This is a genomic window from Bosea sp. 685 (assembly GCF_031884435.1).
Classification (GTDB): Bacteria; Pseudomonadota; Alphaproteobacteria; order Rhizobiales; family Beijerinckiaceae; genus Allobosea.
This window is the reverse complement of the sequence record NZ_CP134779.1, coordinates 1,761,367-1,783,175: the sequence shown is the minus strand read 5'-3', so window position 1 is coordinate 1,783,175 and position 21,809 is coordinate 1,761,367. Positions and strand designations below refer to the sequence as shown.

Here is a 21,809-nt window from a genome sequence, read left to right as displayed (position 1 = left end):
GGGCCTCATCGTCCTGCTGGCGTCTTCGCCGGCGGGCTCGCAGACACGGCCTCGCGCGCCAGCCGGCCCTGGCCTCTCGGCTTCGCAAAGCGTCATGGCCGGCTCGATGCTGAGCGTCGCCATCAGCAACGCTCCAGGCACGGCAAGGCTCGCCATCGCACGGCCCGATGACGCCGCGACGCGCGCCATCATCGTCGCTGAATTATCCGGCCGGCCCTCCGCAAGCCTGCAGACGCCCGGCGATGCGGGCTCCTACGAATTGCGATTGACCCAAGATCGCGACGGCGCGCCGGTCATCCTGCTGCGCCAGCCGCTGATTACGACGCCGCCCAGCGCGACGCTCTCCGCACCCTCCCGCGTCGCGCGCGGCAAGGGCCTGCCAGCGCGTGGCATCGGCCCCAATGGCGAGCAGGATCGCGTCGTCATCGCGCCGAAGGATGCTGCCGCAGACGCTGCAGGCCCCTCATTCTTCCCGGCAGAAAATAGCGAGGCGACATTGGAGGCTCCCGAGACGCCGGGCGCTTACGAATTACGCTATGTCATGCACGCGCCGCTGGCCGAACACCGCATCCTGGCCCGGCAGGAGATCACGGTCGAATAAGACTGACCGCCTTCAGCGCTTAGAGCCCGTCTGGAAACTGCGCGAGCCTTCATCCTGATGCTGCAGGGTTTTGCTCTTGCATCGGCCTGTCCCGATCATGGCTCGCCACGGCATCGGCTGATAGGGCGCGGGGAACCCTCTCCCGGAGGGAGAGGGCAGGGTGAGGGGTCGGCCGTTTGACGCTTTGGCCGTGACCTCACCGCTGCCACGCTGCGAGGCTTCCACGCAACTGGCCCAGGGGCCGACACCTCACCCCTGCCCCTCTCCTTACAGGAGAGGGGTTCCCCGCGCTTTTCGCTGCATCAGAAAGTGAGTGCCGGATTGGAGCAGCCAAACCCAGGCCTGCTCAAGGTTCCTGATCTGGATGCTGGCGCGAACGGTATCGGGCGAACTCGTCCGGCGGGATATCATCCTCCGTGCTCGTGCCGGAAAGCCGGCAGAGATCGTCGAACCAGGGCATGCGGCCCTCGACGCCATAAGCCAGGGTCGGCGGATGGCCCGCCGGATCATCGAGACTGCCGGCGGTGACCGAAATCCGGCCGCTGCCACGATAGCTGAAGCTCAATGGCGTGCCGCAAGACGAACAGAAGCCGCGCTCTGCCGCCTCGGAGGACGCGAAGATGCTGGACTGCCCCCTGGTCCAGACAAGATCAGCGAGCGCTGAGCTCGCAAAAGCGCCGAAATAGCCGCCGACGGCCTTCTGGCACATCCGACAGAAGCAGATCGAGACCTTGGACGGCGGCTGTTCGAGCCGATAGCGCACGGCGCCGCATTGGCAGCCACCGGTCACAGGCTGTGTCTTGGCCATGATGTGTGGTCCCCACGAAAAAGCCCGGCCAATCTGGCCGGGCTTGAAAGCGGCGACAAGTCGCGCTGGCGCCTGCCTCAGGCGGCCATCGCCTTGCGCAGGTTGTCGCTGACCTTGTCGAGGAAGCCGGTGGTCGAAAGCCACTTCTGCTCCGCGCCGACCAGCAGCGCCAGGTCCTTGGTCATGTCGCCGGCCTCGACCGTGTCGACCGTGACCTTCTCCAACAGCAGCGCGAACTTGGCGAGCTCGGCATTGCCGTCGAGCTTGGCGCGGTGGCTGAGGCCACGCGTCCAGGCGAAGATCGAAGCGATCGAGTTCGTCGAGGTCTCCTTGCCCTTCTGGTGCTCGCGATAATGGCGCGTCACCGTGCCATGCGCGGCCTCGGCCTCGACGGTCTTGCCGTCCGGCGTCATCAGCACCGAGGTCATCAGGCCGAGCGAACCAAAGCCCTGCGCGACGGTGTCGGACTGCACGTCGCCATCATAGTTCTTGCAGGCCCAGACATATCCGCCCGACCACTTCATCGCGGAGGCGACCATGTCGTCGATCAGGCGGTGCTCATAGGTGATGCCGAGCTTGTCGAATTCGGCCTTGAACTCGGCCTGGTAGATCTCCTCGAAGATATCCTTGAAGCGGCCGTCATAGGTCTTGAGGATAGTGTTCTTGGTCGAGAGATAGACCGGGTATTTGCGGATCAGGCCATAATTCAACGAAGCGCGGGCGAAATCCCGAATCGAGTCGTCGAGGTTGTACATCGCCATGGCGACGCCGGCGTCGGGGGCCTTGAAGACCTCCTTCTCGATCACCGCGCCGTCCTCGCCGACGAACTTGATCGACAGCGTGCCCTTGCCGGGGAACTTGAAGTCGGTGGCGCGATACTGGTCGCCATAGGCATGGCGGCCGATGACGATCGGCTGGGTCCAGCCCGGCACAAGGCGCGGCACATTCTTGCAGATGATCGGCTCGCGGAAGATCACGCCGCCGAGGATGTTGCGGATCGTGCCGTTGGGCGACTTCCACATCGACTTCAGGTTGAATTCCTTCACGCGGCCTTCATCGGGCGTGATCGTCGCGCATTTCACCGCGACGCCATGCTTCTTGGTGGCGTTGGCGGCGTCGATGGTGACCTGGTCGTCAGTGGCGTCGCGGTTCTCGACCGAGAGATCGTAATAATCCAGCTCGAGGTCGAGATAGGGGAAGATCAAGGTCTCCTTGATCTTCTGCCAGATGATGCGGGTCATCTCATCGCCGTCCATATCGACGACCGGGTTGGCGACCTTGATCTTGCTCATGTGATTTCGACCCCTGATGCTGGCCAGACTGGAACGATTCCGGCCTGCAGCAAGCACGCGGCAGGCGGCTGCGCGCTTCCTAGCGGGTTCGGGGGCAAGGGGGAAGCACGGCTTTTGGGCGAATGCCTCGAAGGCGATGCTGCACCGCCGCAAAAATTGCACGGTCCCGTTCTAGCTTCGCCTGCTGATCGTCATCGCGCAGGGGCGACCGCCATGCATCCCCACCATCGCAGACTTCACCTTGGCCCGCTCGCCTGGATGCGCGCCGGCGTCGTGGGAGCCATGCTCGTCACGGCAGGCGCCGTGCAGGCCAATGAGGGCTTGCCCTACAGCCCCCATATCCCGATCCCCAAGCCGGCGCTCGATTTCGAAGCTCCCGGAGACACACTCGACCAGAGCAAACAGGACAGCGCCAGTGACGCCAGCGCCGCTCTTCTCGAACCCGATCTGACCGGGCTCGCGGCGCAGATCGCCGCATCGAACGCCCATGGCCAGGCCCGCGCGCCGATTCCCGTCGACATCATTCGCAAGGGCTTTGCCGCCCGCAGCACCATAGCAGGTGCGCTGCCGGAACGCTCGGTCGGCTTCAAGCTCGGCGCCGATATTGTCTCGGTCTCCACCAAGCTGATCGCGCCTGGTGGAGATGAGCGCGGTCGCGACGCCCGCATCGACTGGCGGCTCGCCCGCCCGATCGCCAATGCCGGTCCCGGCTTCATCTGGACGATCTCGACGGGCGGCGGCAGCGGCGTCGTCGGCAATCCCGAGCAGAACGCCAATCTGCTCGTCGGCTACCGCCACCAGCTCTTCGAGCACCTGACCATGACCTCACAAGTGAGCATGGGAGGCAATTATGTCTTCGCTCCCGGCGACGGCCCGCACTCGACCCTCGTGCCCGAAGTCAAGCTCTCGGCCAATCTCGCGGCCCTCGCCGACCTGCCCTGGGAGGCCTCCCTCGACGTCGCGCTGGCGCGGCAGATGCCGCTCGTCGCGAGCGATTTCGAGACGCGCGGCACCGCCATGCTGCGCCTGAAATACAATCTGGACTGACGAGACCCTGCTCGATTGACGAGGCCCTGCCCCGCCTTCCAGGAGCTTCCCCCTTTGCGTCGGCCGCTTTAGCTTGACGCCGCCATGGACAACGCATCTTCCAAATTCGCCCTCGTCACCGGCGGCACGCGCGGCATCGGCGCGGGAGCAGCACTCGCTCTCGCCCAGGCCGGCTACGAGGTTCTCGCCACGGGATTGACCGCGGAGGAGGTTGCCGCCGCCCCGCCCCATCCCGCGATCCGCCACGCACGGCTCGACGTCACCAGCGACGCGCAGGTCGCAAGCATCGTTGCCCTGTGCCCGCGTCTCGACGCGTTGGTGAACTGCGCCGGCATGATCCAGCGCAACGGCAAGGAGTTCGAGATCGACGCCTTCCGCATGACGATCGAGGTCAACCTCAACGGCACCATGCGGATGTGCCTCGCGGCAAAGGACAAGCTGGCGGCGAAGGCGCAGGGCAAGGCAGGCGGCGCGATCGTCAACATCGCCTCTATGCTGACCTTCCACGGCTCGGCCTATGCGCCGGGTTACTCCGCCTCCAAGGGTGCGATCGGCCAGCTCACCAAATCGCTGGCAGCGGCCTGGGCGACCGAGGGCATTCGCGTCAACGCGGTCGCACCGGGCTGGATCGCAACCGAGCTGACGAAACCGCTGGTCGAGGATGCCGCCCGCTCGGCGCCGATCCTGGCGCGCACGCCGATGGGCCGCTGGGGCGAGCCCGGCGATGTCGGCGGTGCGATCGCCTTCCTGCTCTCGGACGCGGCGGCCTTCGTCACGGGTGCGATCCTGCCTGTCGATGGCGGCTATCTCGCGGTCTGAACGACAAGCACAGCGCGACGACAAAAACACCAACCGGCGCAATGAGATGCCGGACTTTGCGAAATCAGGTCGGCAACGACTTGAATCAGGATGTCAGAACCGGAGAGACGCCATGAACAAGGTCAGCCCCATTCCCGTCATCGCCTCGGACGCCGAGCGCTGGACGCCCTATCGCCATCCCCAGCCGAAAGATTCCCCGCCCGAGCTGATCGTGCCCAACGTCATTCCCAGCGATGAACGCGTCTGGGTGCCGGTCGACGACAATGTCTGGTTCCGGCCGCTCTGCCTTAGCGTCACGCGCGGCTATTGGATGAACCTGCTGCGCGTGCGCCGCTCCGGCGTGCTCTCGCGCCACCGCCATCCTCAGCCGGTGCATGGCTATGTGCTGAAAGGCCAGTGGCGCTATCTCGAACATGACTGGGTCGCGACCGAAGGCGCCTATGTCTATGAGGCGCCGGGCGAGACCCACACGCTGGTGGTCGACCCCGAGACGGAGGAGATGATCACCATGTTCCAGGTCAATGGCGCGATGATCTATGTCGATCCCGACGGCAAATGCCTCGGCTATGACGACGTCTTCACCCGCCTCGACAAGTGCCGGGCGCATTATGCCAGCAACGGGCTTGGAGCAGATTACGCGGATCAGTTCATCCGCTGAGACGACAAGCGCCTTAAACCTCTCCGTCATTCCGGGGCAGCGCGTCAGCGCTGAGCCCGGAATGACGGAGAGCGCTACCGCCCGAGCTTGGCCAGCTCCACCGCCGCCCGCAATTCGATATGCGCCAGCACGTCGTCCAAACGCGGGTCGTCGGTCATCTCGCGCCGCAGCGACAGCGTCGTCTTCAAATTCTCGAGCTCGGAGATCTGGACGCGGCCCGAGAGCAGCGCTGCCTTCAGCTTGTCGAGCCCATCGAGCAGGTCATGCCCGCGCTTGGCCTGGCGCTTCTTGCGTTCCAGGGGCTCTTCATAGGCCTGTACGGCGATGAGGGTCTCGAGCCCGCTGGTCGAGCTCACAGCCTGCCCGCGCGCCGTGGTCGCGGTTTCCTTGGTTGGAAGCGTGAACGCCGCCCCCCGCTGCGCCGGGCGGTATTGGCCTGGCCGGCATTGGTGACGGGCGCGCGCTGGTCGATCCGGATCATGGCGGCCTCGCGAAATGGTGCCACAAGACTAGGGCGTTGCGTGGTTAACAACCGGTAAACCACCCGGCAGAAACTGCCGGGCCGGCAGGAAAGGCGGCAAGGATGCGCCACCCCAGACCATGCCGCCAATTCCCAAAACATTGATAAACAAAGGCTTTCGATTTGCACCTAACTGGCACGGGGATCGCAAGGCATCAGCGCTATCCCTGCCCTCTTGCCGGTGCATTCATGTTTCGCCTGCCAGCCCTCCACACCCTGCTGACACCCGTCGCGGCCCTGCTCGCGCTCGGCCTCGTCATGGCGGCCGGGCCGGCGCAGGCGCTCTCCCGCATCAAGGACCTCGCCTCCGTCGAGGGCGTCCGCTCCAACCAGATCCTGGGCTACGGCATCGTCGTTGGCCTCAACGGCACCGGCGACACGCTGAACAACGCCCCCTTCACCAAGCAGTCGCTCACCGCGATGCTGGAGCGGCTCGGCGTCAATACGCGCGGCGCCAATATGCGCACCGCCAACGTCGCCGCCGTGATGGTGACCGCCAACCTGCCGCCTTTCGCAACGCAAGGCACCCGGCTCGACATCACGGTGTCGGCGCTGGGCGACGCCAAGTCGCTGCAGGGCGGCACACTGCTGGCAACGCCGCTGCTCGGCGCCGATGGCGAGGTCTATGCGGTCTCGCAAGGGCCGGTCGCGATCGCCGGCTTCTCGGCCGAGGGCGAGGCAAGCAAGATCACCCGCGGCGTGCCGACCGTCGGGCGCATCGCCAATGGCGGCCTCGTCGAGCGCGAAATCGACTTCGCGCTGAACAAGCTCAAGACGCTGCGGCTCTCACTGCGCAATCCCGATCTGACGACGGCGCGCCGGGTAGCCGCCGCCATCAACGACTTCCTCGGCGGCGATGCGGCCGAGCCGACCGATCCCTCGACCATCGTGCTCCAGATCCCGCCGCGCTTCCAAGGCAACATGATCCGGATGCTCACCGATATCGAGCAGCTCAAGATCGAGCCCGACCAGCTCGCCCGCATCGTCATCGACGAGCGCTCCGGCATCATCGTGATGGGCAAGGATGTCCGCGTCTCCACCGTCGCCGTGGCGCAGGGCAACCTGACGGTCACGATCAGCGAGCAGGCGCAGGTCAGCCAGCCTGCCCCGCTCAGCAACGGCCAGACCACCGTGGTGCCGCGTTCCAACGTCAAGGTCGATACCGAAGGCGGCAACAAGCTGGCGCTCGTCCGCGAGAGCGTGACGCTGGCCGAGCTCGTCGACGGCCTCAATGCGCTCGGCATCGGCCCGCGCGACCTGATCTCCATTCTCCAGGCCATCAAGACGGCCGGCGCTCTCCAGGCAGAAATCGAGGTGATGTGATGACTGCTGCTCTTGCAATCCCCGCCGCAAAGCTGGCGCTGAATACCGCCGGCAGCGTTCTCGACAGCGTCAAGAACGCGCTCGACCCCGCCAAGGTCAAGGCCAAGAAGCAGGCCGACGACTTCGAGACCGTCTTCTTGGAACAGACCACCGAACGCCTCCTCGCCACCCCCGAGGGCACCGAAGGCCCGCTCGGCGAGAACGGCACCGGCGGCGGCATTTACAAGTCGATGCTGAGCCAGCAATACGCCAAGCAGCTGCAGAAGGCCGGCGGCGTCGGCCTTTCCGACCAGATCATGCGCGACCTGCTCAAGGTCCAGGAGCAGAGCAGCACACAGAGCAGCGGAGCGTCGCATGTCGGTGGCTAAGCGCATTCTCGACGAGCGCCCGCGCATCGCGAGCCCCCTCGAAGCCCGCGCGCTGATCGAGGCGGTGCTCGAGGCGCTCAGCGCCTTGTCACACATCGTCGGCGAGGAAACCGAGCTCGTCCGCGCCGGGCGCCTGCCCGAGGCCATGACGCGCGAGCCGCGCAAGGCCGAGCTCGCCGGCATCTATATGCGTGGCGTCGAGCAGGTGAAGCTCAACGCGGTCGCGCTGGCGCGCTTTGCCCCCGACCAGGTCACGCGGCTCAAGCTCGCTCATATCGGTTTCCAGGCGTTGATCGACATCAACCAGCTCGTCCTGGCCACGGCCCGCGCGGTCTCGGAATCGATCGTCCGCGATCTCGCGACCGATGCCGGCAAGCCCTCGCGCGCCGCCGGCTACGGCCCGGCCTCCACGGTCGGTGCCGGCGTCTTCGCGCGCCCCAATGCTGGACCCTTGGTGGTTTCGCGGCGGCTCTGAAGCGGCCGCCACGTAAACCATCAATATTTACCTAATTCCCTAACGTCAGATTCAAGCTTGTCTGCAATATTGCGCAGCTGGCGCGGCATGTCCCGCGCCAGTCTTGCTACGGGACGCGGCGCATCGGCGCCGTGATATGCTCCAGAAGGAGTAAAGCTATGGATCTTGGCAACACACCGAGGGTAACGGGAGTAGCCGGCGTCAACATCATTCCGCGCTCCGACGTCGTCGCGGCCAAAGGCAGCGTCACGGTCGATCTGCCGCCAGAGCAGACCGTGCAATCGGCGGGCGAGGCCGTCAGGATCGAGATCCGGACGCAGGACCGCAAGACCCAGACCAGCGCCGACCGCAGTGCGGCCAATCGCCAAAGCGAGCAGGCCTCGCGCGACGTGATCGAGAGCCATCTCTATATCGAGCCGCTGACGCGCAGCCTTGTCCTGCAGAAGAAGAACATGCAGACGGGCGAGACCACGGAGCAGGTGCCCGATGAGGCGACGCTGAAGCTGCGTGTCTATAATCGTCAGCTCGCCGAGCTTGCCCGCGAGGCCAGCGAGGTCGCAGCGCACACCGTCGAACGCACCGCCTGACCAGAGCACCAGGAACAAGCCCGATTTCAACCGCCCGCCTCCAAGCGGGCGGTTTTCGTTTGGGCCTATCGATGCGCCTCGTTTCACCCTGCGAAGGGAATTGACGCCTCGTTAACCACGCCCAGCCTTCAGCGCGTTCCTGCACAATTCGACGGCAGAAATTTACCGCTTGTTACGAGCTGGCGGACGAGTGTCCCGGTGTCGCGGCCAGAATGATCGCGACGCCAGAAGGCATCATCCCAGAAGGGTACTAGTCACATGTCCACCGTTTCGCTTTCCTCTGGCGTTCGCGCCGCGCTCGGCTCGCTCTCCTCCGTCAAGGACGCCGCTTCGACCGCCCAGTACCGCCTCTCCACCGGCAAGAAGGTCAACTCCGCGGTCGATAACCCGGTCAACTTCTTCACCGCCGCCGGCCTGAACGATCGCGCCGCTCAGCTCACCAGCAATCTCGACGGCATCTCGAACGGCATCCAGACCATCACCGCCGCTTCGCAGGGCATCGACGCCATCACCAAGCTGATCTCGTCGCTGCAGTCGACCGTCAAGCAGGCCCAGGCCGACAACGCGGCCAACCGTCCGACCACGAGCGGCACCAACGCCAGCACCACCCTAGCGACTGCCGCCGAAGCGGCCGCCACCGGCAAGAGCCTCCGTGACGTCACTCTCGACAAGGCGCTTGTTGACAACGACGGCACCGGCACCAACAACGCCGCCGTCGGCAGCGGGACCTTGCCTGCAGGTTCAACCGCCAACGGCAACCTTGGCATCGCCACTGCCACGACCAACTTCAACCTGACGATCAAGGCCGGCAATACCACCTATACGTCGACCTCGCTGACCGCCACCTCGACGGTCCGCGACGTCGTCAATGAGATCAACAAGTCGGGCATCGCCACCGCTTCGATCGACGACGCCGGCAAGCTCAACATCACCGGCGCAGGCTCGGACACGCTGACGGTCAATCTCGGCGCTGGCACGAGCCAGGCCGCCGCCAATACCGACGCGTTGACGGGCGGCCAAAACGCCGCGTTTGGTCTCGCGGCGGCCGTTTCGACGGGCCTCACCGCCACCGGCAACTCGACTGTCCGTTCGAACCTCGTCAACCAGTTCAACGACCTGACCTCTCAGATCGACCAACTGGCGAAGGACGCAGGCTTCAACGGCAAGAACCTGCTGACGGGCGACAAGCTCTCGATCGTCTTCAACGAGAAGACCGGATCCAACCAGTCGAAGCTCGATGTTCAGGGCCAGACGATCACTTCGGCAAACCTGGGTATCGGCCAGGCGGTCAACGGCAGCCCTTTGACGGGTCAGTTCAACATCCAGGACGACTCAGCCCTTTCGACGATGGCCGATACGCTGACCGGCTCACTCTCGTCGCTGCGTTCGACCTCCTCGTCGCTGGGCGCCAGCCTGTCGACGGTGCAGACCCGCCAGGACTTCACCAAGAACCTGTCGAACACCCTGACCGCCGGCGCCGACAACCTCGTCTCCGCCGACACGAACCAGGAAGCCGCCAACCTGCTTGCTCTCCAGACCCGCCAGCAGCTGTCGCAGACGGCCCTGTCGCTCTCGAACCAGGCCGACCAGGCGATCCTGCGTCTGTTCTGATCCTTCGTCCGCAGAAGCGGGCTTGCCCACAGAATGTGGGCCGAAGACAAGAGGCGGCGGAGCGAAAGCTCCGCCGCCTTTTTCATTTCTCCCCTCGAAACGCAGACCGCGATCAAAGCGAACGAGAAACGCCGGAAACACCGCGCTCTTAACGTTTTATTATCCTTAACAAAGCATTTTTCGGTCAGAGCAAACCGCGCAAGCGCTGAATCGCGCTGTAGGGGACCGAACGATGGCCAATACGATTCTCACCAGTGGCGTCAGGCAGAATCTTCTGACCCTTCAGCAGACCCGCGATCAGCAGTCCGTGATCCAGAACCGGCTCTCCACGGGCAAAAAGGTCAACTCGGCCATCGACAACCCGGTCAACTACTTCACCTCACTAGGCCTGAGCGATCGCTCCAGCGCGTTGACGGGCCTGCTGGACGGCATTTCCAACGGCATCCAGACGATTACAGCGGCCTCTCAGGGCGTGGACGCGATTGCCAAACTGGTCCAGCAGCTCCAGTCCACCATCAAGCAAGCTCAGGCCGACGCCGCTGCCAACCGCCCGACCAAGGTCGGAACGGCCCTGGCAACGACAGCTGAAACAGTCGCCACGAACAAGAGCCTCAAGGATGTCACGCTCGACAAGGCATTGGTCGACAACGACGCCACGGGAACCAACAACGCGGCCGTCGGCAGCGGAACCTTGCCGGCAGGTTCGACGGCCAACGGCAACGTCGGCATCGTCAACACCACGACCAACCTTGCCCTGACGATCACAGCCGGCAACACGACCTTCACCTCCACGTCACTTGGTCCAACCGCAACGGTCCGCGACCTCGTCAACGAGATCAACAAATCCGGCATCGCGACGGCGTCGATCGACGATTCCGGCAAGCTCAACGTCACCGGCGCCGGCTCCAGCACCTTGAAGATCGGCATTGGCGCCGGCGCCAATGCTGGCGCCGCTCTGACGGACGCACAAGCCGGCGGCCAGAACGGCTTGCTCGGTTTTGCGGCCGCCGACGCGACCACCGGCCTTTCGGCGACGGGCAACTCGACTGTTCGCTCGAACCTGATCAACCAGTTCAATGACCTGACCTCGCAAATCGATCAATTGGCCAGGGACGCCGGGTTCAACGGCAAGAATCTGCTCTCCGGCGACAAGCTCTCGATCATCTTCAACGAGAAGACCGGCACCAACCAGGCCAAGCTCGACGTTCAGGGCCAGACGATCACCGCAGCCAATCTTGGCATCAGCCAGGCCGTCAGCGGCACGGCCACGACTGGCCAGTTCAATATTCAGGACGATACCGACCTCAACAATATCGCCGACGTGCTGACCGGCGCCCTGACCTCGCTGCGCTCGACCTCCTCGACGCTCGGCTCAAACCTCTCCGTCGTCCAGACCCGGCAGGACTTCACCAAGAACCTGGCCAACACGCTGACGACCGGCGCCGACAACCTCGTCGCAGCCGACTCGAACGCCGAAGGCGCCAGCCTGCTTGCGCTCAACACGCGCCAGCAGCTCTCGCAGACGGCGCTCTCGCTCGCCAACCAGGCCGACCAGGGCGTGCTGCGGCTCTTCCAGTAAGAGCCCGGCCGCCCGACCGCCCTTCCCGCAGCCAGACGGCAGGACAGCTATGGCCCTCAAGGTCGAACTCAAGCCCAATGAGCGCATCATCATCGGCCAGGTGGTGATCCGCAATGACGAGCAGCGCACGCGCTTCTTCATCGATGGCGACGCGCCGATCCTGCGCGAGAAGGACATTCTCACCGCGGCCAGCGCCGATACGCCGGCCAAGAAGATCTACCTCGCCATCCAGCTGATGTATCTCGCGCAGGATCCGACGCGCGAGCACGACATCTATTTCGAGCTGGTACGCGATTTCGTCCAGGCCGCGCCAAGTTCTCTGCCGCATATTCATGAGATCAATAACCGCATCTTAAGCGGCGATCTGTACAAAGCCCTGAAGGCAGCGAAAAAGCTGATCGCCTACGAAGCGGAACTCATCGAGAATGCAACACGGGTTTAACGCGTACGCCTCCGCCGCCAAGACGGCTCAAGCCACCGTCTCTCCTCGCGAACTCGAAGCCTCCCTGCTGATCAAGGCCGCCATGCGGCTCCAGTCGATCGCCGACGATTGGACAGAGCGCGCGCGCGATCTCGACGAGGCGCTGCACTATAATCGCAAGCTCTGGACCCTGCTGGTCTCGGCCGTGATCGCCGAGGACAACCCGCTGCCCGTCGGCATCAAGCAGAACATCCTCGCCCTGGCGAATTTCATCTTCAACCAGACTTTCAGGATCGCGGCTGCACCTGCGCCTGAAGCCGTCACCGTGCTGATCAACATCAATCGCGACATCGCCGCGGGCCTGCGCGGCCGCTGAGGCGGCTCCTCAGGTCTTCTCCACATCGCAGAAAACAAAACGGGCGTCGCCTTTACGAAGGCGACGCCCGCTTCGTTTTGTGCCGTCGCTCTTGAGAGCATGCCGTCTTTGCTCAGAACCACGCCCGTCATCCTGGGCGACCGAAGGTCGTCCCGGGATCCATCGGAGGGCGATGCGTTCTACGATGGATCCCGGATCTGCGCCGCTTCGCGGCTTGTCCAGGATGACGCTGAGGTTCCGAGCACTAGACGGACCTGCTTTGGCTCAGAGGTAGTTCGTCAGCGAGAGCTTCGACAGGATCGAGGTCACCTGATAGCTCGCCTGCAATTGGTTCTGCAGCGCCAGGATCTGCGTGGCGACCTCTTCGGTCGTGACGTTCTCGACGCCCGAAACAGCCGTCGTCAGGTAGTTCTTCGTGGTGTCGTTGCGGTCCTTCGCCGCCGCCAGCGAACTCTGCGCCGTGCCCAGTTCGGTGATGATCTCGGCCGGCTTCTGCACGCTGCCACCAAAACCGAGATTGTTGCTCGCCCGTTCAGTCAGCGCCTCATAGCGCGCCTGCGAATTGGTGTCGGTCGCGGGGAATGTCTCGATCGCGAGTGCGGCGAACTGGGCAAGGCCGACGCGGAAGGCCTCCTCATTGGCGCGCGCACCAGTGCCCACGACCTGGTTCTTGTCGACCTGCACCGTCGCGGTGCTGCGGGCGGGGTCCGTGCCGTCATCGCCTTGATACCAGATCACGGTGTTCGCCGCGGTCCCAGGCGCCGGAGCGCCGGTCGCGGTGTCGAAGGGCGGGCCCGGCACGCGCAATGGCGGATTGGTGACGCTGCCATCGAAAAAGTTCTTGGCCGCGACCATCGTCGAGGCCGCCGACAGCGTCGTCGCAGCTTGCGTGCCCAGCGCGGCGGTGATCGAAGCGCGCAGATTGGCAGCCGTCGCATTCGCATCAGCGCCGATCTCGAAGCTATCATTGGCATTGCCGGTCGTTCCCGTAGCGCGCGCCGTCAGGACCACATCCTGCTGCGTGCCGTCGGGCAGGTTGAGCTTGATGTGCAGGCTCTCGCCCGGCAGAGGCTGGCCGACGACATTGACGCCGATATCCGCCGGCGGGCCCGCATTATAGGTGGGGACCAGCGCAGCCGAATCCGTCGAAGTGCCGGCGAGCTTGAAGCCATAGGGCTGGGCCGGATTTTCCTCGGCGATCGTCGCCGTCGTACCCGCGCCCGCCGCCGTCAGGCGTCCGAGGCCCGTGGTGCCGAGATCGGCCGCCTTGCGCTCCGAGACCAGCTGCTTCAGCCCGGCGCGCCCTGCCCCGTCGCCATCCATCATTTCGGAATAGCTCACTGTCGGCTGGACGTCCGAGGTCCGGCCGGAGAACAGGTAGCGTCCGTTCACATTGGTGTTGAGCAGATCGAGCGTCTGCTTGAACTTTTCCTCGGCCAGGACCTGCGGCGCCGAACGGCCGCTGGCGCTCGCGACATAGCTGTTCGAGCGCACGTCGTTCTTGGTCTCGCTGGTCATCGTCGCGAAATTCTGGACGGCCTGCGTCTGGAGGTTGAGATTGACGGTGGCGAGCTGGATGCCTGATTGCCAGGAATCGATCGCCGAAATCTTGGAGTTGAGATCGAGGCTGGTGCCGCGTGCGATGCCGAGATCGCCATAGGTCTCGCTGCGCTTCTGCGTCGTGAGCTGGCGCTGCAGATCGTCGAACTGGCTGCGGGTCGCGACGAATTCGTTCGGCTTGGCCGAACGGTAGGCGCCTGTGCCATAGGAGGTGATGGTCATCGTCTAGGTCCTCACACTCTCAGCAGCACGTCCATCATCTCCTTGATGGTCGAGATGATGCGCGCATTGGCGGCGTAAGCGGTCTGGAGTTCGATCAGCGTCGACATCTCCTGGTCGACGCTGACCTGGGAGGTGGCCTGGAAGCGGCTCTGCACCGAAGCCAGCGCCACCTGCTGCCCCTGGTCGAGGCGCTTGGCCGTGTCCGCCGCCTGGCCGGTGGAGCTGACCACGCGCTGGACGAAGGAGGTGATGGTCTGGCTGGAGGTCGCGGTCGAGCCGTCGAAGCCCGTTGCATTGGTGAAGGCGCGCTGGCTCTGCGTCAGTCGCTGCAGCATGAGCTGCGGCCGCGTCGTATCGCCCGCCGCGGTCGAGGTGTCGTAGGTGACGAGGTTGGCGCGGTTGGCGATCAGCGCAGGGTTGACCACGATCCGGCCGGCATAGCCGACGATCTGAGAGCCGTTGTCATAAGAGCCGGTATAGGCCGCGTTGCTGCGACCGCCATCGACGAAGAAGGGCAGCTCCGCCGCGCCGCCCGCCGAGGACAGCACCGAATTGGTCGGCCGTGCGGTCACGCCGAGGACATTTCGCGTGCCGGCCGCGCCGTCATCGAGGATGGTGAGCGTCGAGCCCGAGCCCGACACCGTGAAGTTCGTGCCCACGGCGGCCTGGATCTGGGCCGCGACTGAGGCCGTGCCGCCGGAGAAATCGATGCCGACGACGCGGTTGTTGGAGTCCCCGCTGGCGGAAGCCGGCAGGGGCAGCGAAGAGGCGGAATCGACCCGCACGAAGGTGAAGCGCTGCGTCTGCGTGCTCGGCGGGACCTGATAGTCGAGCGTGACCGTGTTGCCCGATTGCAGCCCGGTAAGGTCGACATCGAAGCCGGTCGCGGCGCCCGAGGTCGCGGCCGTGCCCTTGACCTCGCGGTCCGACAGCGCGCTCGACATCTGCGCGGCGACCTCATCGAGCTGCGCCTGGGCCTGGACCAGGGTCTTGTCGCGCAACTCGATATTGGCCCCGATCTCGCCGGAGCGGAACGTGCCGTTGGCGATCGCATCCCGGGAATTACCCGAGCTGTCGGTCATCGTGATGGTGCCGACGCCGCGCTTCGTCGGGTCCGAGCTCCACTGCGATCCCGCGCTTATTCCCTGGTGCTCGTCGAAGGAGAAGCTCACCGACGGGCGACCATCGAAGAGCTGCGTGCCCGAGCTGGTCGAAATGCTCAGCGACCCTTGCGCGTCTTCGCTGGTCTTGATGTCCACATACTGAGAAAGCTCGGCGACGACCCGGTCGCGCTGATCCTTGAGATCGGCCGTACCCGTATCATTCGGCTTGCCGACGATGCTGGCGTTGATCGAGGTCAGCGAATTCAGCAGCGAGTTGACCTTGGTGACGCCGTCGGCGATCCCGGCCTCGGCCTGCGCCCGCAGATTCTGCACGCCGTCGGAGAGCGTGTTCAACTGGCCGGCGAGCTGGGTGGCGGCGTCGAGAACACCGGTGCGCAGGCTGTAGGACGACGGATCGTTCTGCAGGGACTGCAGCGAGCTGGTGAAATTGCTGTAGATCGAATCCAGCGCCGTCGTGCTGCCTGGCGCGCCGAAGAGCTGGTCGAGGTTCGACAGCGCATTGGAGCGCGTCGAGGTATAGGCAGCGCCGGAGGTCGATTGCCAGAGCTGGCGCTGGACGATGACATCGAGCAGACGCTGAACCGCGGTGCTGCCGGTGCTGACTGTATTGCCGCCCAGCGTGTCCGTGGTCGAGACCTGGCGACGGACATAGCCCGCCGTACCGGCATTGGAGACGTTTTGCGAAACGACGCCGATGCCGATCTGCGTGGCGTTGAGGCCGGCGACCGCGGTATTCAGGGAAGTGCTGAGACCCATCGTCAACTCCTGTCGTCACCCGCGGCCCTTCTGGGCCGCGTCAACTCCTTGCGAGACTTCAGCGGATGATGGCGAACACGTCGCGCAGCATGTCCTGCGCCGTGGTGATCACCTTCGTGTTGGCCGAATAGGCCTGCTGGGTGACGATCATCTTCGAGAATTCGTCGGCAATATCGGTGTTGGACTGCTCGACATTGCCGCCGATGAGCGTCGAGGTACCCAGGCCCACAATCGGCGCGCCGGACTCGATCGTCTCCGCGAAAGCGCCGCCATCCAGCCGCTTCAGGGCATTGCCGGCGTTGAAGCGGGCGGTCGCAATCTGCGCCAGCGCCTTGACCTGACCATTGCTGAAGGTGCCGACGACTTGCCCCGCAGCCGAGATCGAGACACGGTCGAGCGTGCCGGCGGTGTAGCCGTCCTGGCGGATGCTGCGGGCATTGATCTCGCCGCTGACATCGCCATTCTGCGTCAGGCTGAGGCCGCCATTGGTGGTGAGGTTGATCGGGTTCGCCGTCGAACTGATCGTCGTACCGGCAATCGTCATGGTCGGCAGCAGGATATTGCCGCCCGCGGGCGACGTCATCTTGCCGGTGCTGTCGAACGTGACGTCCACATTGGCGTTGCGATAGGCCACCGTCGTGCCTGTGGCGCTGGTGTTTTCGGCCACGAACAGGTTCCAGGTATCTGGAACGGCGGGCGACGCTACGATCGGAGGAATTGCGGTGGGATCGGCCGCTACGGCCGCTGTGGCATTGGACACCTTGGCCCAGCGCAGATCGACGCTGGTCGCCTTGCCCAGGGAATCGTAGACCGTTGCCGAGCCGCCAGTGATCGACTGGGCCAGGAAGTTGGTCAGGTCGGTGCCGGTGACGACGCCGTTGCCGCCCGAGGTCGTCGAATGCGGATCCTTTCCGGTAGCGTATGAGGCAGCCGGCTGAAGCAATTCGGAGCCCGGGACGGTTTTGTCGGAGCGCGTCGTCGCCGGATAGGCCGGGATATTGGCGCTGTACTCGATCGAGGTCGTCGCCTTCGCCGGATACTGCTCCTGCGTGATGCGCAGCACCTGGGGGTCGCTGCCGATCACTTGCCCCGTGACGGTGTCGATCTTCTGGCCCTTCAGGAAATAGCCGGCGCCATTGACGAGATAGCCATTGGCGTCGAAGTCGAAATCGCCGCGGCGGGTGTAGAGGTTTGAGTTGGAGAAGGTGGTGTTGCTGCCGAGCCCGCTCTGACGCTGGTCGACGACGAAGAAACCGTCGCCGTTGATCGCCGCATTGGTGTCGATCTTGGTCGCCGAAAGATCGCCCTGGATCGTCGTGGTCGCCTGGCTATAGGCCGCCACCGAACCCGCAATCTGGCGGTTCAGCGCCGAGTCGGGGATCAGGTCGGAGAAGGTCGTATCGACGCGCTTGAACCCAGCGGTCCGCGAGTTGGCGATGTTGCCGGAAATGTTTTCCAGCGCGTAGGACTGCGCCTGAAGACCCGACACCGCCGTCGTCAACGCACTGAAAACACCCATGGCAACCTCACCTCGACTGGCGCACGATGGGCGCCCCACAACATCGAGGCTTGATCTGCATGGCCTGTGCCATGCGTTTGGGCCTTATTTGTCAAAGACTTGGATGGTTTCCAAAGCGTAGCGCGGCGGTTTCGACCGGGCAAAACCGCCGCAGCCCGGCACAATTTGCCGGGCTGCGCTCAGCTCTGCGTTCCAGTACCGCGCCAGCCCGACAGATCGCCGGCGACATCCGATAGGGATGGCGGTCGCGCCTCGACGAATGGCAGCGGCCGGCAGACCGCCAATGCCGCCAGCCCGATGCGGGCGGTCAAAAGCCCGTTCAGCACGCCCTCGCCCAGCTTGGCGGAGAGCCTGGCCGCGAGCCCCTGCCCCACCACCTGCTGGATCACGGCATCGCCGGCTGCAATGCCACCGGTGACGACGAGATGGCCCAGCACCTGCCGCGCCAGCCGCAACAGGCCGAGCGCGCCGGGCCTGCCGGCATAAATGCCGGCGATCGCGCGCAACAGCCTTGCGCAGGCGACGAGCACGAAGACGATGTCGACCAGCGCGCGCGGGCTCACCGCCGTGACCAGCGAGACGCGCCGCGCGGCCTGCGCGATCTGCGCCTGGGCAGCAATGTCGAGCGGCGCCATCAAGCTGCGCTCAGTGATGGCGAGCACGTCTCGCGCCGCGAAGAGCTGCGGCAGCGCCTCGTCGAGTGCGGCACGCCCCTTCGCCGTTTCGGGGCGCGAGGCGTAAAGCGCCTTGAGTTCCCCGGCGATCGCCTTGGCCTCGTCCGTGCTGCCGCCCGCGAGAAGAGCCGTTGCGCGCAGGCGCAGCGCCTCGACTTTGCGCTCGCGCAGGATGTCGCTGAGGACGCGGGCCAGCATCACCAGGAGCGCAAGCGCGGCGAAACCAGCGCAAACCAGCGCCGCATAGCCGAGCACCGGGTTCTGCGTCATCAGCGCGGTGACAGTGTTCTCCACCCAGACCCCGACCGCGAGCGTCAGGAAGCCTGACAGGCCAGCGACGAACACGCCGCCCCAGGAGAAACGCCGCCGCGCCACGGGAACTGCCGCCGGCTCGGCGGCCTCGAACGGCTCGCTCTCCGGCAGGATGGCGACATTGGTGTCCCGGATAGTGCCGGCGCCAGCCGCCTCCAGCGGTTGCGGATCCAGCCGGACCGCGCGGGGCGCCTTGCCCGTCATGACAGAAACCCCATCGGGTTGGCCTCCTTCATGCGAGCTTGTCCCCGATCAGGAATTCGAGCGCGCGGTCGAGCCGGATCTGCGGCGGCGGCCGCGTCCGCCCGCCGGCATCGGGCGCGACCAGAGGCGGCCGGAAGCGTGGCGCGCGAATCTGCCAGCGAGCAGCTGGATCGAAGATCGCCTCGGGACGCTCCGGCAACTCGCCGGGAAAGATCGCCGCCTCCGCCATGCCGTCGAAGATCTCCCCGCCGATCTCCTCGCCAGCCTCCGGCACACCAGCGATCGCGGGCAGTTCGTCGCGCCCTTCCTTGATCCGGACCTCGCGCGTCGCGCGCACGGCGGCGAGCGCCATCGTTTCCACCCGCGCACCCGCCCCTTGCGCCCGGGAAGCCGCCCGCGCCACGAGATGCGACATCACCGCCGCCAGACGGTCATGGCTGGCATGGTGGATATGGTCGGCCTTGGTCGCGACGAAGAGCACCCGCTCGATCCGGGGCGCGAACCAACTCGACAGCCAGGAATTGCGGCCGACCTGGAAGGCCGCCAGCGCCTGTCCCAGCGCCGTCTCCAGATCGGCCAGGGCCGGCGCGCCGGCATCGAGCGCAGCCAAGGCATCGACCAGCACGATCTGCCGGTCGAGGCGTGCGAAATGATCGCGGAAAAACGGCGCCACGACGACGCGCTTATAGGCCTCGAAGCGCTCGGCCATCAGCCCGGCCAGCGTACCGGGCAAAGGCTCGGTGTCATGTCCGAAGTCGAGCGGCGCGAAGGTCAGCGCCGGCGAGCCCTCGAGATCGCCCGGCATCAGGAAGCGCCCCGGCGGCGTCACCGCGACCGCCTCGGGATCGGCCCGCAGCGCCGCGAGATAGGTCTTGAAAACGATGCTCGCTGATTCCGCCGCAAGCTCATCGGCCGGCCCCGCCGGATCGCGCCCGGCCAGATCCGCAAGCCAGCCTGAGGCGACAGCACGGCGATGGGGCTTGCGCGCATCGGCCACGGCCTGGGTCGACCAGGCCTTGTAGTCCTGGCCCATCAAGGCGAGATCGAGCAGCCACTCGCCGGGATAGTCGACGATGTCGAGGGTCAGCGTCGCCGGTCCCTTGAACCAGCCGGCGGCGCGCTCATAGTCGATCTCGACGCGCAATTCGGAGATACGCCGCGTCGATTCCGGCCAGCGCCGCTCGGGGCCGTTCAGCGCGGCACGATGCGCCTCATAGGGAAAGCGCGGAATATCCGGGTCGGGCTGCGGCACCAGCCTGACCCGCGCGATCCGCCCCTCAGTCGCGGCTTTCAGCACCGGCAACTTCGCCCCCTCGATCAGGTTCTGGATCAATGCCGTGGTGAAGACCGTCTTGCCCGAGCGCGACAGGCCGGTGACGCCCAGCCGCAGGCGCGGCCGCGCCAGGCCAAGCAGGCTGTCGCCGAAGGCGAGCGCGGCGCTGCGGGCCTCGTCGAGATAGGAAGGCTGGCTCATGAGCAAACGCGAACTGGCATGCGAGGCAAGGATGGCTCGATACGCCGCCGGGGCGAGCAGGCTGGCGCGGCCGTCGAGAACCGGAGCGGAGCGGACATCTGTCCGTGAGCACCGGAAGCCAAGATGGCCGAAGCGGAGACGGTCGCGTCAGACGGCCGCTCCGGTGGATGGATCGCGCCATCCCTCACTCGTCGGGGCCTTCGCCCAAGGATGCAGGCGTGACGAAACGGTCGAGCCGGCCGCCGCGCGGGCTCAGATCGCGCCAGTCCTCGATCGCGAAATCCAGCACGGCGAGCCCGCAGGTCGGATATTTCTGGCTCATCCGCGCCGAGGCGTAGCGGTCACCATGGCCGGTCAGCATCGCGGCCAGCTCCTCGAAGCCGGGATTGTGGCCGATCATCAGCAGCGTTCGGACGCCGGGATCGACCTCCTGCGCGGTGTGCAGCAGGCGTTCCGTCTTGGCCTCGTAGATGCGCGGCTCGACATGGCTCGGCGGCTTTTCCGGCAGCATCGCCGCCACCAGGTCCCAGGTCTCCAGCGTGCGCCGCGCCGGCGAGATCAGCACGAGGTCGGGCAGCAGCAACTCCTCGGCGAGATAGCGTCCCATGACCGGCGCTGCCTCGCGTCCGCGTGTCGCGAGCGGGCGCTCACGATCGGCCATCCCGGTAGGCCAGTTCGACTTGGCATGGCGCAGAAGCATGAGGCGTCGCATAAGCGCAACCTAACCATCCCCCCGCGGTTTTGCGAGAGCTTCCGGCGGCGGCAGAGCAAGCGTCCGCAACGCCGCGATCAGGATCGCAACGAGCTGCCGCGAATAGAGCCCGAGCAGCGCCTCGCGGCCTCCTTCTTCCGCCAGGAAATCGAGCTGGCCGTCGATCAGGAGCGTGGTGAAGCCATGCGTCACCGACCAGACGAACAGGATCGCCGCGAGGTCGGGCTCGCCGGCGAAACTCGGCGGATGGTGCGTGAGCAGATCCTCTCCGCTCTCGCGGCCCAGTTCGCAGCGCGTTTCGCGCACCAGGATGCCGAAGGCGCGCCCGGCCGCGCGCTTGAAGGCAGGCTCCTCCCAATTCAGCCCCATCTGGCCGAAGACGACGCGAAACCGCCCGGGCTTGTCGAGCGCGGTCGCGAGATAGGCATCACAGATCGCAGCCATCCTGTTGCCGTTCGCGCGGTGCGAGGCGGCCTCGGCCGCCGCCTCCATCGCGTCGGACAGGCCATCGAAGCCAAGCGTCGCGATTGCCGTCAGCAAGCCGGTGAGGTTGCCGAAATGATGCGCCGGCGCAGCCGGCGAGACCCCCGCCCGGCGCGCGCATTCACGCAGTGTGAATCCGGCCATGCCCTTCTCGGCCAGAACAGCTTCGGCGGCAGTGATCATCGCCTGCCTGAGGTCGCCATGGTGATAGGCGCCGCGAGCAGAGCCAGCCTCGATCTTCGTCATTTCCAGCCCGCGATCTGAACATCGTCAAAATTAATCTT

The 21,809-nt window shown here is 65.5% G+C and carries 22 protein-coding genes; 12 read left to right on the top strand and 10 right to left on the bottom strand.

Annotated features, from left to right (window positions below; all coding sequences use genetic code 11):
• Positions 1–94: 94 nt before the first annotated feature.
• Complete coding sequence (locus RMR04_RS09715; RefSeq protein ID WP_311914426.1) at positions 95–601, top strand: hypothetical protein; 507 nt, start codon at positions 95–97, stop codon at positions 599–601.
• A gap of 346 nt (positions 602–947) precedes the next feature.
• On the opposite strand, the gene RMR04_RS09710 is transcribed toward RMR04_RS09715, so the two are convergent.
• Together RMR04_RS09710 and RMR04_RS09705 are read right to left on the bottom strand one after the other, a co-directional pair.
• The gene (locus RMR04_RS09710) at positions 948–1,409 is read right to left on the bottom strand and encodes a GFA family protein (protein ID WP_311914425.1); all 462 of its coding nucleotides are present in this window, start codon (positions 1,407–1,409) and stop codon (positions 948–950) included.
• A gap of 77 nt (positions 1,410–1,486) precedes the next feature.
• On the bottom strand, positions 1,487–2,701 hold the full coding sequence (locus tag RMR04_RS09705; RefSeq protein ID WP_311914424.1) for an NADP-dependent isocitrate dehydrogenase: 1,215 nt from the start codon (positions 2,699–2,701) through the stop codon (positions 1,487–1,489).
• Between the two features lie 213 nt (positions 2,702–2,914).
• Here RMR04_RS09705 and RMR04_RS09700 point away from each other — a divergent pair, with 213 nt between their 5' ends.
• The 3 genes from RMR04_RS09700 (at position 2,915) to RMR04_RS09690 (ending at position 5,225) form a co-directional block, all read left to right on the top strand.
• Complete coding sequence (locus RMR04_RS09700; RefSeq protein ID WP_311914423.1) at positions 2,915–3,748, top strand: hypothetical protein; 834 nt, start codon at positions 2,915–2,917, stop codon at positions 3,746–3,748.
• A gap of 84 nt (positions 3,749–3,832) precedes the next feature.
• Positions 3,833–4,567, top strand: a complete 735-nt coding sequence (locus tag RMR04_RS09695) for an SDR family NAD(P)-dependent oxidoreductase (RefSeq protein WP_311914421.1) — start codon at positions 3,833–3,835, stop codon at positions 4,565–4,567.
• A gap of 112 nt (positions 4,568–4,679) precedes the next feature.
• Entirely contained in the window at positions 4,680–5,225 is a 546-nt protein-coding gene (locus tag RMR04_RS09690; RefSeq protein ID WP_092173484.1) for a 2,4'-dihydroxyacetophenone dioxygenase family protein, read from the top strand.
• A 74-nt stretch (positions 5,226–5,299) separates the two neighbouring features.
• On the opposite strand, the gene RMR04_RS09685 is transcribed toward RMR04_RS09690, so the two are convergent.
• Positions 5,300–5,722, bottom strand: coding sequence for a flagellar assembly protein FliX (locus RMR04_RS09685; RefSeq protein WP_311915786.1), 423 nt, complete (start codon positions 5,720–5,722; stop codon positions 5,300–5,302).
• Between the two features lie 281 nt (positions 5,723–6,003).
• Here RMR04_RS09685 and RMR04_RS09680 point away from each other — a divergent pair, with 281 nt between their 5' ends.
• The 8 genes from RMR04_RS09680 to flaF all read left to right on the top strand — a co-directional run bounded on the left by RMR04_RS09680 (position 6,004) and on the right by flaF (position 12,485).
• The gene (locus tag RMR04_RS09680; protein ID WP_311915785.1) at positions 6,004–7,068 is read left to right on the top strand and encodes a flagellar basal body P-ring protein FlgI; all 1,065 of its coding nucleotides are present in this window, start codon (positions 6,004–6,006) and stop codon (positions 7,066–7,068) included.
• Positions 7,068–7,436, top strand: coding sequence for a rod-binding protein (locus tag RMR04_RS09675; protein WP_311914419.1), 369 nt, complete (start codon positions 7,068–7,070; stop codon positions 7,434–7,436). Before RMR04_RS09680 ends, RMR04_RS09675 begins: the two co-directional genes overlap by 1 nt.
• Complete coding sequence (locus RMR04_RS09670) at positions 7,423–7,911, top strand: hypothetical protein (RefSeq protein ID WP_311914417.1); 489 nt, start codon at positions 7,423–7,425, stop codon at positions 7,909–7,911. Before RMR04_RS09675 ends, RMR04_RS09670 begins: the two co-directional genes overlap by 14 nt.
• Positions 7,912–8,069: 158 nt before the next feature.
• Entirely contained in the window at positions 8,070–8,498 is a 429-nt protein-coding gene (locus RMR04_RS09665) for a hypothetical protein (RefSeq protein ID WP_311914415.1), read from the top strand.
• A 258-nt stretch (positions 8,499–8,756) separates the two neighbouring features.
• Positions 8,757–10,109 (top strand): flagellin N-terminal helical domain-containing protein, encoded by a 1,353-nt coding sequence (locus RMR04_RS09660; RefSeq protein ID WP_311914413.1) that lies wholly within the window; start codon positions 8,757–8,759, stop codon positions 10,107–10,109.
• Positions 10,110–10,341: 232 nt separating this feature from the next.
• A complete protein-coding gene (locus tag RMR04_RS09655; protein ID WP_311914411.1) occupies positions 10,342–11,688 on the top strand; it encodes a flagellin N-terminal helical domain-containing protein in 1,347 nt (448 codons plus the stop codon).
• A gap of 49 nt (positions 11,689–11,737) precedes the next feature.
• Positions 11,738–12,130: a flagellar biosynthesis repressor FlbT gene (flbT, locus tag RMR04_RS09650; RefSeq protein WP_311914409.1), complete on the top strand. Its 393-nt coding sequence runs from the start codon at positions 11,738–11,740 to the stop codon at positions 12,128–12,130.
• A complete protein-coding gene (flaF, locus tag RMR04_RS09645) occupies positions 12,114–12,485 on the top strand; it encodes a flagellar biosynthesis regulator FlaF (protein WP_311914408.1) in 372 nt (123 codons plus the stop codon). The genes flbT and flaF overlap by 17 nt, the downstream gene beginning before the upstream one ends.
• A 264-nt stretch (positions 12,486–12,749) precedes the next feature.
• On the opposite strand, the gene RMR04_RS09640 is transcribed toward flaF, so the two are convergent.
• From RMR04_RS09640 to RMR04_RS09610, 7 genes are all read right to left on the bottom strand, one after another.
• Positions 12,750–14,267 (bottom strand): flagellin, encoded by a 1,518-nt coding sequence (locus RMR04_RS09640; RefSeq protein WP_311914406.1) that lies wholly within the window; start codon positions 14,265–14,267, stop codon positions 12,750–12,752.
• An 11-nt stretch (positions 14,268–14,278) separates the two neighbouring features.
• Positions 14,279–16,147 (bottom strand): flagellar hook-associated protein FlgK, encoded by a 1,869-nt coding sequence (flgK, locus tag RMR04_RS09635; RefSeq protein ID WP_311914404.1) that lies wholly within the window; start codon positions 16,145–16,147, stop codon positions 14,279–14,281.
• A gap of 58 nt (positions 16,148–16,205) precedes the next feature.
• Positions 16,206–17,666, bottom strand: coding sequence for a flagellar hook protein FlgE (locus tag RMR04_RS09630; RefSeq protein ID WP_311914403.1), 1,461 nt, complete (start codon positions 17,664–17,666; stop codon positions 16,206–16,208).
• A gap of 179 nt (positions 17,667–17,845) precedes the next feature.
• Positions 17,846–18,856: a YcjF family protein gene (locus tag RMR04_RS09625; RefSeq protein ID WP_311914401.1), complete on the bottom strand. Its 1,011-nt coding sequence runs from the start codon at positions 18,854–18,856 to the stop codon at positions 17,846–17,848.
• A 28-nt stretch (positions 18,857–18,884) separates the two neighbouring features.
• Positions 18,885–20,330 (bottom strand): YcjX family GTP-binding protein, encoded by a 1,446-nt coding sequence (locus RMR04_RS09620; RefSeq protein WP_311914399.1) that lies wholly within the window; start codon positions 20,328–20,330, stop codon positions 18,885–18,887.
• A gap of 184 nt (positions 20,331–20,514) precedes the next feature.
• Entirely contained in the window at positions 20,515–21,030 is a 516-nt protein-coding gene (locus RMR04_RS09615; RefSeq protein WP_311914397.1) for a SixA phosphatase family protein, read from the bottom strand.
• Between the two features lie 21 nt (positions 21,031–21,051).
• Positions 21,052–21,771, bottom strand: coding sequence for a TetR/AcrR family transcriptional regulator (locus RMR04_RS09610; RefSeq protein ID WP_311914395.1), 720 nt, complete (start codon positions 21,769–21,771; stop codon positions 21,052–21,054).
• Between the last annotated feature and the right edge of the window lie 38 nt (positions 21,772–21,809).

What these genes read in the sequence shown, in the direction of transcription:
- RMR04_RS09715 (WP_311914426.1), top strand. Translation starts at nt 95, where the DNA reads ATGGCCGGCTCGATGCTGAGCGTCGCCATCAGCAACGCTCCAGGCACG.
- RMR04_RS09710 (WP_311914425.1), bottom strand. Translation starts at nt 1,409, where the DNA reads ATGGCCAAGACACAGCCTGTGACCGGTGGCTGCCAATGCGGCGCCGTG.
- RMR04_RS09705 (WP_311914424.1), bottom strand. Translation starts at nt 2,701, where the DNA reads ATGAGCAAGATCAAGGTCGCCAACCCGGTCGTCGATATGGACGGCGAT.
- RMR04_RS09700 (WP_311914423.1), top strand. Translation starts at nt 2,915, where the DNA reads ATGCATCCCCACCATCGCAGACTTCACCTTGGCCCGCTCGCCTGGATG.
- RMR04_RS09695 (WP_311914421.1), top strand. Translation starts at nt 3,833, where the DNA reads ATGGACAACGCATCTTCCAAATTCGCCCTCGTCACCGGCGGCACGCGC.
- RMR04_RS09690 (WP_092173484.1), top strand. Translation starts at nt 4,680, where the DNA reads ATGAACAAGGTCAGCCCCATTCCCGTCATCGCCTCGGACGCCGAGCGC.
- RMR04_RS09680 (WP_311915785.1), top strand. Translation starts at nt 6,004, where the DNA reads ATGGCGGCCGGGCCGGCGCAGGCGCTCTCCCGCATCAAGGACCTCGCC.
- RMR04_RS09675 (WP_311914419.1), top strand. Translation starts at nt 7,068, where the DNA reads ATGACTGCTGCTCTTGCAATCCCCGCCGCAAAGCTGGCGCTGAATACC.
- RMR04_RS09670 (WP_311914417.1), top strand. Translation starts at nt 7,423, where the DNA reads ATGTCGGTGGCTAAGCGCATTCTCGACGAGCGCCCGCGCATCGCGAGC.
- RMR04_RS09665 (WP_311914415.1), top strand. Translation starts at nt 8,070, where the DNA reads ATGGATCTTGGCAACACACCGAGGGTAACGGGAGTAGCCGGCGTCAAC.
- RMR04_RS09660 (WP_311914413.1), top strand. Translation starts at nt 8,757, where the DNA reads ATGTCCACCGTTTCGCTTTCCTCTGGCGTTCGCGCCGCGCTCGGCTCG.
- RMR04_RS09655 (WP_311914411.1), top strand. Translation starts at nt 10,342, where the DNA reads ATGGCCAATACGATTCTCACCAGTGGCGTCAGGCAGAATCTTCTGACC.
- flbT (WP_311914409.1), top strand. Translation starts at nt 11,738, where the DNA reads ATGGCCCTCAAGGTCGAACTCAAGCCCAATGAGCGCATCATCATCGGC.
- flaF (WP_311914408.1), top strand. Translation starts at nt 12,114, where the DNA reads ATGCAACACGGGTTTAACGCGTACGCCTCCGCCGCCAAGACGGCTCAA.
- RMR04_RS09640 (WP_311914406.1), bottom strand. Translation starts at nt 14,267, where the DNA reads ATGACCATCACCTCCTATGGCACAGGCGCCTACCGTTCGGCCAAGCCG.
- flgK (WP_311914404.1), bottom strand. Translation starts at nt 16,147, where the DNA reads ATGGGTCTCAGCACTTCCCTGAATACCGCGGTCGCCGGCCTCAACGCC.
- RMR04_RS09630 (WP_311914403.1), bottom strand. Translation starts at nt 17,666, where the DNA reads ATGGGTGTTTTCAGTGCGTTGACGACGGCGGTGTCGGGTCTTCAGGCG.
- RMR04_RS09625 (WP_311914401.1), bottom strand. Translation starts at nt 18,856, where the DNA reads ATGACGGGCAAGGCGCCCCGCGCGGTCCGGCTGGATCCGCAACCGCTG.
- RMR04_RS09620 (WP_311914399.1), bottom strand. Translation starts at nt 20,330, where the DNA reads ATGAGCCAGCCTTCCTATCTCGACGAGGCCCGCAGCGCCGCGCTCGCC.
- RMR04_RS09615 (WP_311914397.1), bottom strand. Translation starts at nt 21,030, where the DNA reads ATGCTTCTGCGCCATGCCAAGTCGAACTGGCCTACCGGGATGGCCGAT.
- RMR04_RS09610 (WP_311914395.1), bottom strand. Translation starts at nt 21,771, where the DNA reads ATGACGAAGATCGAGGCTGGCTCTGCTCGCGGCGCCTATCACCATGGC.